The 11,354-nt window shown below is 66.6% G+C and carries 7 protein-coding genes and 2 rRNA genes; 4 read left to right on the forward strand and 5 right to left on the reverse strand.

Features of this window, described 5'->3' with window-relative positions; genetic code table 11:
- The first annotated feature begins 280 nt into the window (after nt 1-280).
- A 23S ribosomal RNA gene (locus tag OG246_RS13680) occupies nt 281-3,405 on the forward strand.
- 87 nt (nt 3,406-3,492) lie between these two features.
- Nucleotides 3,493-3,609 (forward strand): 5S ribosomal RNA (gene rrf, locus OG246_RS13685).
- 119 nt (nt 3,610-3,728) lie between these two features.
- Here rrf and OG246_RS13690 read toward each other — a convergent pair.
- Genes OG246_RS13690 through OG246_RS13710 form a run of 5 tightly spaced genes read right to left on the reverse strand, consistent with a single transcriptional unit; the run spans nt 3,729 to nt 9,369 of the window.
- Complete coding sequence (locus tag OG246_RS13690; RefSeq protein WP_266460698.1) at nt 3,729-5,039, reverse strand: DUF58 domain-containing protein; 1,311 nt, start codon at nt 5,037-5,039, stop codon at nt 3,729-3,731.
- Nucleotides 5,039-6,028 carry a MoxR family ATPase gene (locus tag OG246_RS13695; RefSeq protein WP_266464192.1) on the reverse strand — a complete coding sequence of 330 codons (990 nt, stop codon included), beginning with the start codon at nt 6,026-6,028 and terminating at the stop codon, nt 5,039-5,041. The genes OG246_RS13690 and OG246_RS13695 overlap by 1 nt, the downstream gene beginning before the upstream one ends.
- Complete coding sequence (locus OG246_RS13700) at nt 6,028-7,233, reverse strand: DUF4350 domain-containing protein (RefSeq protein WP_266460700.1); 1,206 nt, start codon at nt 7,231-7,233, stop codon at nt 6,028-6,030. The genes OG246_RS13695 and OG246_RS13700 overlap by 1 nt, the downstream gene beginning before the upstream one ends.
- On the reverse strand, nt 7,230-7,982 hold the full coding sequence (locus OG246_RS13705; protein ID WP_266460702.1) for a DUF4129 domain-containing protein: 753 nt from the start codon (nt 7,980-7,982) through the stop codon (nt 7,230-7,232). Before OG246_RS13705 ends, OG246_RS13700 begins: the two co-directional genes overlap by 4 nt.
- Before the next feature lie 4 nt (nt 7,983-7,986).
- Nucleotides 7,987-9,369: a glycerophosphoryl diester phosphodiesterase membrane domain-containing protein gene (locus OG246_RS13710; RefSeq protein WP_266460705.1), complete on the reverse strand. Its 1,383-nt coding sequence runs from the start codon at nt 9,367-9,369 to the stop codon at nt 7,987-7,989.
- A 140-nt stretch (nt 9,370-9,509) separates the two neighbouring features.
- On the opposite strand from OG246_RS13710, the gene mtnA reads away from it, so the two are divergent.
- The gene (gene mtnA / locus OG246_RS13715; RefSeq protein ID WP_266460708.1) at nt 9,510-10,655 is read left to right on the forward strand and encodes an S-methyl-5-thioribose-1-phosphate isomerase; all 1,146 of its coding nucleotides are present in this window, start codon (nt 9,510-9,512) and stop codon (nt 10,653-10,655) included.
- 8 nt (nt 10,656-10,663) lie between these two features.
- The gene (gene mtrA, locus OG246_RS13720; RefSeq protein ID WP_199820881.1) at nt 10,664-11,353 is read left to right on the forward strand and encodes a two-component system response regulator MtrA; all 690 of its coding nucleotides are present in this window, start codon (nt 10,664-10,666) and stop codon (nt 11,351-11,353) included.
- Nucleotide 11,354: the final 1 nt, after the last annotated feature.

Below are 11,354 nucleotides of genomic sequence, written 5' to 3' on the forward strand. Positions count from 1 at the left end.
GAGGCCAGTACATCGGCGTACGTCCGGTGCTGGTTGCTCATGGGTGGAACGTTGATTATTCGGCACTCTCAGTCATCTCGGGCTGCAAGTACTGCTCTCGCAAGGGAGCGTGGAAAGTTGATCATGAGTGGCGAGGGTGCCGGGCACGCTGTTGGGTGTCTGAGGGTACGGACTTTGAGTCTGGATCTTCAGTGCCGGCCCCAGTGAACTCGCCCTTCGGGGTGGGGTGGTGGGTGGTTGGTCGTTGTTTGAGAACTGCACAGTGGACGCGAGCATCTGTGGCCAAGTTTTTAAGGGCGCACGGTGGATGCCTTGGCACCAGGAACCGATGAAGGACGTGGGAGGCCACGATAGTCCCCGGGGAGCCGTCAACCAGGCTTTGATCCGGGGGTTTCCGAATGGGGAAACCCGGCAGTCGTCATGGGCTGTCACCCATACCTGAACACATAGGGTATGTGGAGGGAACGCGGGGAAGTGAAACATCTCAGTACCCGCAGGAAGAGAAAACAACCGTGATTCCGGGAGTAGTGGCGAGCGAAACTGGATGAGGCTAAACCATATGCGTGTGAGACCCGGCAGGGGTTGCGTATATGGGGTTGTGGGATTTCTCTTTCACGGTCTGCCGATCGTGAGACGAGTCAGAAACCGTTGATGTAGGCGAAGGACATGCGAAAGGTCCGGCGTAGAGGGTAAGACCCCCGTAGTCGAAACGTCAACGGCTCGTTTGAGAAACACCCAAGTAGCACGGGGCCCGAGAAATCCCGTGTGAATCTGGCGGGACCACCCGCTAAGCCTAAATATTCCCTGGTGACCGATAGCGGATAGTACCGTGAGGGAATGGTGAAAAGTACCGCGGGAGCGGAGTGAAATAGTACCTGAAACCGTGTGCCTACAAGCCGTGGGAGCGTCGGAGTGCATGCTTGCATGCACTCTCGTGACTGCGTGCCTTTTGAAGAATGAGCCTGCGAGTTTGCGGTGTGTTGCGAGGTTAACCCGTGTGGGGAAGCCGTAGCGAAAGCGAGTCCGAATAGGGCGATTTAGTAGCGCGCTCAAGACCCGAAGCGGAGTGATCTAGCCATGGGCAGGTTGAAGCGGCTGTAAGAGGTCGTGGAGGACCGAACCCACCAGGGTTGAAAACCTGGGGGATGACCTGTGGTTAGGGGTGAAAGGCCAATCAAACTCCGTGATAGCTGGTTCTCCCCGAAATGCATTTAGGTGCAGCGTCGTGTGTTTCTTGCCGGAGGTAGAGCACTGGATAGGCGATGGGCCCTACCGGGTTACTGACCTTAGCCAAACTCCGAATGCCGGTAAGTGAGAGCACGGCAGTGAGACTGTGGGGGATAAGCTCCATGGTCGAGAGGGAAACAGCCCAGAGCATCGACTAAGGCCCCTAAGCGTACGCTAAGTGGGAAAGGATGTGGAGTCGCACAGACAACCAGGAGGTTGGCTTAGAAGCAGCCACCCTTGAAAGAGTGCGTAATAGCTCACTGGTCTAGTGATTCCGCGCCGACAATGTAGCGGGGCTCAAGCGTACCGCCGAAGTCGTGTCATTCCAGCACATACCCCCAACGGGGGCTGGGATGGGTAGGGGAGCGTCGTGTGCCGGGTGAAGCCGCAGCGGAAGCTAGTGGTGGACGGTTCACGAGTGAGAATGCAGGCATGAGTAGCGATACACACGTGAGAAACGTGTGCGCCGATTGACTAAGGGTTCCTGGGTCAAGCTGATCTGCCCAGGGTAAGTCGGGACCTAAGGCGAGGCCGACAGGCGTAGTCGATGGATAACCGGTTGATATTCCGGTACCCGCTGTGAAGCGTCAAACATTGAATCCAGTAATGCTAAGCCCGTGAAGCCGTCCTGATCTCTTCGGAGTTGAGGGAAGTGGTGGAGCCGGTGACCCGAGCTGGTAGTAGGTGAGTGATGGGGTGACGCAGGAAGGTAGTCCATCCCGGGCGGTGGTTGTCCCGGGGTAAGGGTGTAGGCCGTGTGATAGGTAAATCCGTCGCACATTAAGGCTGAGACCTGATGCCGAGCCGATTGTGGTGAAGTGGATGATCCTATGCTGTCGAGAAAAGCCTCTAGCGAGTTTCATGGCGGCCCGTACCCTAAACCGACTCAGGTGGTCAGGTAGAGAATACCGAGGCGTTCGGGTGAACTATGGTTAAGGAACTCGGCAAAATGCCCCCGTAACTTCGGGAGAAGGGGGGCCATCACCGGTGATGAGATTTACTCTCTGAGCTGGGGGTGGCCGCAGAGACCAGCGAGAAGCGACTGTTTACTAAAAACACAGGTCCGTGCGAAGCCGTAAGGCGATGTATACGGACTGACGCCTGCCCGGTGCTGGAACGTTAAGGGGACCGGTTAGTCACTCTTCGGGGTGGCGAAGCTGAGAACTTAAGCGCCAGTAAACGGCGGTGGTAACTATAACCATCCTAAGGTAGCGAAATTCCTTGTCGGGTAAGTTCCGACCTGCACGAATGGCGTAACGACTTCTCGACTGTCTCAACCATAGGCCCGGTGAAATTGCACTACGAGTAAAGATGCTCGTTTCGCGCAGCAGGACGGAAAGACCCCGGGACCTTTACTATAGTTTGATATTGGTGTTCGGTTCGGCTTGTGTAGGATAGCTGGGAGACTGTGAAGCTTGAGCGCCAGCTCAGGTGGAGTCGTCGTTGAAATACCAGTCTGGTCGTGCTGGATGTCTAACCTGGGTCCGTGATCCGGATCAGGGACAGTGTCTGATGGGTAGTTTAACTGGGGCGGTTGCCTCCTAAAGAGTAACGGAGGCGCCCAAAGGTTCCCTCAGCCTGGTTGGTAATCAGGTGTTGAGTGTAAGTGCACAAGGGAGCTTGACTGTGAGACCGACGGGTCGAGCAGGGACGAAAGTCGGGACTAGTGATCCGGCGGTGGCTTGTGGAAGCGCCGTCGCTCAACGGATAAAAGGTACCCCGGGGATAACAGGCTGATCTTCCCCAAGAGTCCATATCGACGGGATGGTTTGGCACCTCGATGTCGGCTCGTCGCATCCTGGGGCTGGAGTCGGTCCCAAGGGTTGGGCTGTTCGCCCATTAAAGCGGTACGCGAGCTGGGTTTAGAACGTCGTGAGACAGTTCGGTCCCTATCCGCTGCGCGCGCAGGAATATTGAGAAGGGCTGTCCCTAGTACGAGAGGACCGGGACGGACGAACCTCTGGTGTGCCAGTTGTCCTGCCAAGGGCATGGCTGGTTGGCTACGTTCGGGAGGGATAACCGCTGAAAGCATCTAAGCGGGAAGCCTGCTTCGAGATGAGTATTCCCACCAACTAGATTGGTTAAGGCTCCCAGTAGACGACTGGGTTGATAGGCCAGATGTGGAAGCCCAGTAATGGGCGAAGCTGACTGGTACTAATAGGCCGAGGGCTTGTCCTCAGTTGCTCGCGTCCACTGTGTTGGTTCTGAAACCACGAACAACCGTCGTAGCCATGCCACGGCTCCGGTTGACAAGTTTCACCGTGTTTCGGTGGTCATAGCGTGAGGGAAACGCCCGGTTACATTCCGAACCCGGAAGCTAAGCCTCACAGCGCCGATGGTACTGCAGGGGGGACCCTGTGGGAGAGTAGGACGCCGCCGAACTAAATTTAGAGAAAACCCCTGTACCGGGAAACCGGTACAGGGGTTTTCTGCGTTTAGGGGGTCTCTCGGAAGCGAGAGACCCCCTGTTTTTGCTTTGCGCCGCGTTCTTTTGTGCCTGCTTATAGTCGGCCCGCGGCCTTCAGTGCCAGATAGGCATCCGCAAGAGCAGGCGCCAGGTCGTCCGGAGTTGCGTCGACGACAGTGACGCCGTGGCGTTGTAGCTGTTCGGCTGTGCGATGGCGTTCCGTCTGGGCCTGGGCTGCGGCTGCTGCCTCGTACACCGCTTCGGCGTTGCCCCTGGCCGTCGCCATGTGGGCGATGTGTGGGTCCGCCACTGATGCCACGAGGACTGTGTGGCGCTGGGTCAGGCTGGAGAGTACGGGGAGCAGGCCCTCTTCGATGGGGGCCGCGTCCAGGCTCGTCAGCAGCACGATCAGGGAGCGGCGTGGGGCCGTACGGAGTGCTGTGGCGGCGAGGCCGCGTGCGTCCGTCTCGACGAGTTCCGGTTCCAGGGTTGCCATCGCTGTGACCAGGGACGGAAGGACCTCGCCTGCCGCTCGGCCCTGGACTAGGGCGCGTACACGGCGGTCGTATGCGAGGAGGTCCACTCGGTCGCCGGCTCGGGAGGCGAGGGCTCCGAGGAGGAGGGCCGCGTCCATGGAGGAGTCGAGGCGGGGGGCGTTGCCGACACGGCCTGCGGAGGTGCGGCCGGTGTCGAGGACGAGAAGGATGTGGCGGTCGCGTTCCGGGCGCCAGGTGCGTACGGCGACCGTGGTCTGGCGGGCTGTGGCGCGCCAGTCGATGGAACGGGTGTCGTCGCCGGGGACGTACTCGCGGAGGCTGTCGAATTCCGTGCCCTCGCCGCGGGTCAGCACGCTGGTGCGGCCGTCGAGTTCGCGGAGCCGGGCCAGCCTGGAGGGGAGGTGCTTGCGGCTGGTGAAGGGCGGCAGGACTCGTACCGTCCAGGGGACTTTGTGGCTGCCCTGGCGGGAGAAGAGGCCGAGGGGGCCGTACGAGCGGATGGTGACGCGGTCGGACTGGCGGTCGCCGCGGCGGGTGGGGCGTAGGCGGGTGGTCAGGCGGCGGCGCTCGCCGGGCGGGACCGTCAGGCGGTGGCGGGAAGCGGCTACTTCGGTGCCGGGTTCCCAGCTGCTGGGCGGCCAGGCGTCGCGGAGTTGGGCGCGCAGGGGGCGGCCGGAGGGGTTGGTGACGGTCAGGGTGACGTCGGCGGTTTCGCCGAGGCGTACCGAGGTGTCTCCGGAGCGGGTCAGGCCGAGGCGGCGTACGGGTGCTGCCAGGGCGGCGTCGCAGGCGCAGGCCAGGGCCAGGGGGGCGTTGATGGCGAGGATGCCCGTCCAGCTCGGTTCCCAGATGCCGATGGGGAGTGCGCCGAGGGCAGCCAGGAGGGCGGCGCGTCCGGTGAGTGCCATCAGCGGGGGACGGGGACGTGGGCGAGGATCGCGTTGATGACGGAGTCGGCGGTCACGCCCTCCATCTCGGCCTCGGGGCGGAGTTGGATCCGGTGGCGGAGGGTGGGGAGGGCGAGGGCCTTCACGTCGTCCGGGGTGACGTAGTCGCGGCCCGTCAGCCAGGCCCAGGCGCGGGCTGTGGCGAGGAGGGCCGTCGCGCCGCGCGGGGAGACGCCGAGGGTGAGGGACGGGGATTCGCGGGTGGCGCGGCAGATGTCCACTACGTAGCCGGTGATTTCGGGGGAGACGGAAGTCTTCGCGACCGCGGCGCGGGCTGCTTCGAGGTCGGCCGGGCCCGCTACGGGGCGTACGCCGGCGGCGCGCAGGTCGCGGGGGTTGAAGCCCTCGGCGTGGCGTGTCAGGACGCTGATCTCGTCCTGGCGGGAGGGGAGAGGGATCGTCAGTTTGAGGAGGAAACGGTCCAGTTGGGCTTCGGGGAGCGGGTAGGTGCCCTCGTACTCGACCGGGTTCTGGGTGGCGGCGACCAGGAACGGCTCGGGGAGCAGTCGCGGGGTGCCGTCGACCGTGACCTGGCGCTCCTCCATGGCTTCGAGGAGGGAGGACTGGGTCTTGGGCGGGGTGCGGTTGATCTCGTCGGCGAGGAGGAGGTTCGTGAAGACCGGGCCGGGTTGGAAGGAGAACTCCGCGGTGCGCGAGTCGTAGACGAGGGAGCCGGTGATGTCGCTCGGCATCAGGTCGGGGGTGAACTGGACGCGCTTGGTGTCGAGTTCCAGCGCTGATGCGAGGGCCCGGACGAGCAGCGTCTTGGCGACTCCGGGGACTCCTTCGAGGAGAACGTGTCCGCGGCACAGGAGGGCGACGACAAGGCCGGTCACGGCGGGGTCCTGGCCGACCACGGCTTTGGCGATTTCGGTGCGCAGGGCCTCCAGGGAGGCGCGGGCGGCGCCCTGGTCCCCGGTGTTCCCGGCGTTGTCAGTGGTCGGGTCCATCATGAATGGCGTACCTCTCTTGCGAGGGCGTCGAGTTGGTCGGCGAGTGAGATGAGGGCTGCGTCGTCGCGGGGTGGCGGCCCGAAGAGGAGGGAGTGCAGGGCCTGTCCGTCGCCTTGGCCGCGGAGTTGGGCGGACAGGGCGGGGAGCAGGGATTCGGGCGCGTGCGCCTGGGTGACGGGGACGCCTACGAGGGGGGCGAGGCGGGTGCGGGTGGTGGAGCGCAGGGCGGTGGCCGCGCGGTCGCGGGCGTTGGCCTTGCGGTAGAGGCGGGCGCGGCCTTCGACGGTTTCGGAGGCGCGGATCGCCACGGGGAGTCGTTCGGGTACGAGGGGGCCGAGTCGGCGTGCCCTCCAGAGGGCGGCCAGGCCTGCCGCGATGAAGAGCTGGAGCGTGCCCCAGAGCCAGCCCGAGGGGAGCAGGTCGAAGAAGCTCTGGTCGCCCGCGTCGGTGGCCGAGGCATCGGAGAGCGAGGGGAGGTACCAGACCAAGTGGGGACGGGAACCGAGCAGTTGCAGGGCGAGCGAGGCGTTGCCGTGCTCGTCGAGGCGGGAGTTGTAAAGGATGTCGGGGGCGCCGAGTACGACGGTGTCGCCGTCCCCCTCGGGTGCCGGGATGCGCAGCAGGGTGGGCAGGCCGCCGCTGGGGTAGCACTCGTCGGCGGTGGGATCGGTGGTGGTGTAGCGGATGCCGCCCGTGTCGGCGGTGCCCGCGCGCTGGGCGGCGGGCAGGTCGCAGCTCGGGGAGAGGGTCGAGTCGAAGCTGATCGCGGGGTCGGCGGTGACTCCGGGGGCGAGGATGCCGAGGGAGGGCGACGCCGGGGAGATCAGGATCGTACGGCCGCCGGAGTTCTCGGTCGTCGCCTGGAGGAGCGTCTGCTGTCGGTCCGTCAGCAGGTCCGGGGCGGCGATCAGGAGAGTGGTGTCGGGGCCGGCCGCGGCACGGGCTTCGGCCAGGGTGGTGACCACGCGCGTGGAGACGTCTCGGTCTGCCAGGAGTTCGGCGACGGCGCGGCTGCCGGAGGGGTCAGCGGAGCGCGGGTCGAGGCGTCCGTGCTGGGAGTTGGAGCGGACCGCGGCGATCGCGATGGCGGCCGCCAGGAGGATCACGAACGCGAGGACGATCCCGCGGGTGCGCGTCCACAGCTGGCGGGCGGTGGGCGAGGCCGAGGTCGGGGAGGTCGACGGGAGGGTGGCCTCGGTCATGGGGCGGCCCCCTGGCGGGTGTTGTGGGCCGTGCTCTGGGCGGTGCTGCTCGCGAGTACGGGTTTGGTGCGCTCCAGGTCGCGGTCGAGCTCGGAGAGGCGGTCGTATGTGGCTGGGCTCGCGGCTCGTCCGCCGTATGTGACGTCGTCGAAGTCCCTTGCCGCGGCGCGCAGTCGGTCCGTGTGGGAGGGCAGGGTTCGGGCCGCTTCGGCGGCTGCCTCGTCGGCGGTGCGGCCGGGGCGCGGATCGAGAAGGGCACGCTCCTCCAGGGAGCGGACGATGGCGCGCATGCGTTCCTGGACGGCCTGGTTCCAGTGGCCCTGGGCGGCGTGCGCGTCGGCCGAAGCGCGGTGTTCGGCGGCGCTGCGGGGACGGTCGTCGAAGAGTGCCGGGGCCGATGCGGGTGCACGGTGCGGGGTGCCCAGGCGCCACCACAGCGCGGCCCCGACCGCCAGTACGGCCAGCACGATGACGGCAAGTCCGAGCGCTCCCCCGGGAGTTGCGGTGGAGGCCGCGCCGAACAGTTTGTCGATCCACTCCCAGACGGCATCCAGGGCGCGCTGGGCCAGGCTGGGGTCGTTCTCGTGGTACATCGGCTTGGACAGCTCGCGTTCGGCCGCCTCCCGCGCGGGGTCGCGTGGGATCGTCACCGGCGGTTCGTCGCCGGTGAGCGGCAGTGCCAGGACGGCTGTGGCACCGTTGCGCGGCAGTGTCAGTACCGCGGTGAGAACTCCCCCCGCCAGGCTCACCGCATCAGCTCCCCGGGGTGGCGCCGGGGGCGCTGGAGCCGTAGTCCTGGAGGCCGGCCGCGCGTGCGAGGTCGAGGTCGAGGGCCTCGCGGCGGATGCGCTGGTCGATGTAGAGGAGCACGGTGACGCCGGCGGTGATCGGGAAGGTGAGCATGGAACCGATCACCGAGCCGATGCCGCTGACGATGAGGAACGTCCAGCCGAGGGAGCCGCTGTCGCTGCTGAAGAAGCCGGAGAGGCCGTCTCCGCTCAGGGCCGCGGCGATGACGGCGAACGGGATGACGATGATCGAGGCCATGATGTTGGCGATGATCGTGGCGAGCAGCTGGATGCCGAGGACCCGCCACCAGGAGCCGCGGACGAGCTTCGCGGAGCGGCTCATCGACTTGAAGACGCTCTGCTTCTCCAGCATCAGGGCGGGCGAGGCGAGCGAGAAGCGGATCATCAGCCAGAGGGCGACGACGCCGGCGCCGAGTCCGCCGATGACGGCGACCGCGATGCCCGCGTCGCCCGAGGCGGTCACCCCGATGAGTACGCCGGGCAGGGTGCCGACGCCGATGATCACGATGGCGATGAGCGGCAGCAGGATGGTCAGGCCGAACAGCTTCGCAAGCTGAGGACGGGCATCCCGCCAGGCCTCGGAGGTGGTCACCGGCTTGCCGAGCACCGCGCGGCTGGTCACGGTCGTGAGCAGGGCCGTCGCGATGATGGTGCCGAGCAGGGTGATGAGCAGGACGGCACCGGAACTGGCCAGGGTGGTGCCCAGGGCGCTGCTCAGCTCACTGACGGTGGCGGTCGAGTCGTTAAGGGTGTCCGAGGTGGCGCTGTCGTCCAGGACGAAGCCCTGGAGCAGGATGACCGCGATCTGCGTGACGACCGCGACGGTCAGCGAGATACCGAGGACGGTGCGCCAGTACGTACGCATCGTGGAGACCGCGCCGTCGAGGATCTCGCCGACGCCGAGCGGACGGAGCGGGATCACGCCGGGCTTGGCCGCGGGCGGCGGGCCGCCCCAGTTGCCTCCCCAGCCGCCGGGACCACCGGGGCCTCCGTAGCCGGGACCCTGGCCGCCCCAACTGCCGTATCCGGCACCGCCGTAGCCCCCCTGGCCTCCGGATCCGCCAGGGCCGCCGGGGTGTTGGCCGCCCCAGCCCGGGCCGGGCGGAGGTGGTGGCGGGGCCTGGCCGGGGGCGGCGTCCTGGGGGCTGGGGGCGGACCACTGGCCGGGCGGGGGCTGCTCTTTGGACCACTTCGAGGGGGTGTCGGGCTGGTCCTTGCTGCCCTGGTCCGAGGGCTGCTCCGTGGGCTGAGCGGTGCCGGAGGTGTCCGGCTCCTGCCCGTCGGAGGGGGCAGATCCGGGCGAGGCCCAGCCCGGAGTGTCGTTCATCGTCGCTCCTTCACGGTGCCCGTCCGCAGGCGCGGCGGCAGGTTGGCAGCCATCGTGCCACGGTGTGCGCGACTGGGGACCGGGGGTCGTATGAGCTGCACACCTTCAATTGTCCGCCCGGGAAGGGGCAGACTGGGCGAATGGCTGATCAGTACGCGCAATACCGCGAGGACAGTGGGCCGGTGGAGATACCGGCGATCCGCTGGGACGAGCCACCCGAAGGCCCCGTACTGGTCCTTCTCGACCAGAGGAGACTGCCGGCCGAGGAAGTCGAGCTGGTGTGCACGGACGCGCCCGCGCTGGTGGAGGCGATCCGGACGCTCGCCGTGCGCGGGGCGCCGTTGCTCGGTATCGCGGGGGCGTACGGCGTCGCGCTCGCCGCCGTACGCGGCTTCGACGTGGATGATGCCGCGCGGGCGCTGGCCGGTGCCCGGCCCACCGCGGTGAACCTCGCCGTGGGAGTACGGAGGGCTCAGGCGGCGTACAGTGCCGTGCTCTCCGGTGGTGGCGATCCGGAGCGGGCGGCCGGGGCGGCGCTCGCCGCGGCGCGGGCGCTTCATCGGGAGGACGCCGAGGCCAGCGCGCGGATGGCTACGCACGGACTGGCTCTGCTCGACGAGCTGCTGCCGGGCGGCGGACACCGGATCCTGACGCACTGCAACACCGGGGCGCTGGTGTCCGGTGGGGAGGGCACGGCGTTCGCGGTGGCCCTCGCGGCGCACCGGGCCGGGCGGCTTCGCAGGCTGTGGGTGGACGAAACGCGGCCGTTGCTGCAAGGTGCTCGCCTGACGGCGTACGAGGCGGCGCGCACCGGAATGGCGTACACCTTGCTCACGGACAACGCGGCGGGTTCGCTGTTCTCGGCGGGGGAGGTGGACGCGGTGCTGATCGGGGCCGACCGGATCGCGGCCGACGGTTCGGTCGCGAACAAGGTGGGGAGCTATCCGCTCGCGGTGCTGGCCCGGTACCACCATGTGCCGTTCATCGTGGTGGCGCCGGTGACGACGGTGGACCTGGACACTCCGAACGGGGCGTCCATCGAGGTCGAGCAGCGCGCAGGTCATGAAGTGACGGAGATCACAGCACCTCAGGTGCAGGTGGCGGGAGTGGAAGCGGGAGGCGGGATACCGGTGGCACCCCTGGGGACCCAGGCGTACAACCCGGCATTCGATGTGACGCCGCCCGAGTTGGTGACGGCGATCGTGACCGAAGGGGGCGCTGTGTCGCCCGTGACAGCTGAGGCGCTTGCCGAGCTGTGTGACAGGTCACGCCAGGTAACGATTTAGTTAATGGGATGATGTCGTTTATGAAGGGACGAGTCCTTGTCGTCGATGACGACACCGCACTGGCCGAGATGCTCGGCATTGTGTTGCGTGGTGAAGGTTTTGAGCCGTCTTTCGTAGCCGACGGCGACAAGGCGCTGGCCGCTTTCCGTGAGAGCAAGCCCGATCTGGTGCTCCTGGACCTGATGCTTCCCGGCCGGGACGGTATCGAGGTGTGCCGCCTGATCAGGGCGGAGTCCGGGGTGCCGATCGTGATGCTCACGGCGAAGAGCGACACCGTCGATGTCGTGGTGGGCCTCGAGTCCGGCGCCGACGACTACATCGTGAAGCCGTTCAAGCCAAAGGAGCTGGTTGCGCGGATCAGGGCGCGGCTGCGCCGTTCCGAGGAGCCGGCGCCGGAGCAGCTGGCCATAGGTGATCTTGTCATCGACGTGGCCGGTCACTCTGTGAAGCGGGACGGGCTGTCGATCGCGCTGACGCCGCTGGAGTTCGATCTCCTGGTGGCGCTGGCCCGCAAGCCGTGGCAGGTGTTCACGCGTGAGGTGCTCCTCGAGCAGGTGTGGGGCTACCGGCACGCGGCGGACACCCGCCTGGTCAACGTCCATGTCCAGCGGCTGCGCTCCAAGGTCGAGAAGGACCCCGAGCGGCCGGAGATCGTGGTGACCGTCCGCGGCGTCGGTTACAAGGCCGGACCGAGCTGAC

Source organism: Streptomyces sp. NBC_00620 (genome assembly GCF_026341825.1).
In the GTDB taxonomy this organism is placed as follows: Bacteria; Actinomycetota; Actinomycetes; order Streptomycetales; family Streptomycetaceae; genus Streptomyces.

Excerpts from the sequence above, each read along its gene's own strand:
- mtrA (WP_199820881.1), top strand. The coding sequence starts at position 10,664 with ATGATGTCGTTTATGAAGGGACGAGTCCTTGTCGTCGATGACGACACC.
- mtnA (WP_266460708.1), top strand. The coding sequence starts at position 9,510 with ATGGCTGATCAGTACGCGCAATACCGCGAGGACAGTGGGCCGGTGGAG.
- OG246_RS13695 (WP_266464192.1), bottom strand. The coding sequence starts at position 6,028 with ATGGACCCGACCACTGACAACGCCGGGAACACCGGGGACCAGGGCGCC.
- OG246_RS13700 (WP_266460700.1), bottom strand. The coding sequence starts at position 7,233 with ATGACCGAGGCCACCCTCCCGTCGACCTCCCCGACCTCGGCCTCGCCC.
- OG246_RS13690 (WP_266460698.1), bottom strand. The coding sequence starts at position 5,039 with ATGGCACTCACCGGACGCGCCGCCCTCCTGGCTGCCCTCGGCGCACTC.
- OG246_RS13710 (WP_266460705.1), bottom strand. The coding sequence starts at position 9,369 with ATGAACGACACTCCGGGCTGGGCCTCGCCCGGATCTGCCCCCTCCGAC.